This is a genomic window from Streptococcus sp. ELY_137 (assembly GCF_058314515.1).
In genome coordinates, this window is the sequence record NZ_JBZFUL010000037.1 from 1 (window position 1) to 662 (window position 662).

Here is a 662-nt window from a genome sequence, read left to right on the forward strand (position 1 = left end):
CCAGACAATCCCAATAATAACTACATCAAACCGCACAAGGTCAATAAAAATGAAAATGGCACCGTGATTGACGGCAAGACCGTCCTGGCTGGTTCAACCAATTTCTACGAATTGACGTGGGATCTGGATCAATACAAGGGCGATAAGTCTTCCCCAGATACCATTCAAAAAGGATTCTTCTATGTAGACGATTATCCAGAAGAAGCTTTAACCTTGCGTCCAGAATTGGTAAAAATTATCGACGCTAAAGGCCAGGCTGTAACAGGGATCAGTGTCGCTGATTATGCCAGCCTTGAGGCGGCCCCAGAAAACGTTCGGACCATGCTTCAAGCAGCTAAGATCACACCAAAAGGGGCCTTCCAGCTCTTTACAGCGGATGATCCGCAAGCCTTCTATGAGGCCTATGTGGTTAAAGGGATTGATCTGACCCTTGTGAGTCCTATGACGGTTAAGGCTGAGATGGGTCAAACAGGCGGTTCCTATGAGAACAAGGCCTACCAGATTGACTTTGGCAATGGCTATGAGTCCAATATTGTAGTCAATAACGTGCCTAAGGTGGATCCTAAGAAGGATGTGACCCTGACTCTAGATCCAGCCGATACCAATAACCTTGACGGTCAGAGCGTAGCGCTCAACCAAGTCTTCAACTACCGTCTGATCGG

At 47.1% G+C, this 662-nt stretch carries 1 protein-coding gene; it reads left to right on the forward strand.

Features of this window, described 5'->3' with window-relative positions; translation table 11 throughout:
• Positions 1 to 662 (forward strand): SspB-related isopeptide-forming adhesin (locus AC4HAO_RS11315; protein WP_491135403.1); only part of this gene is annotated, 662 nt, incomplete at both ends.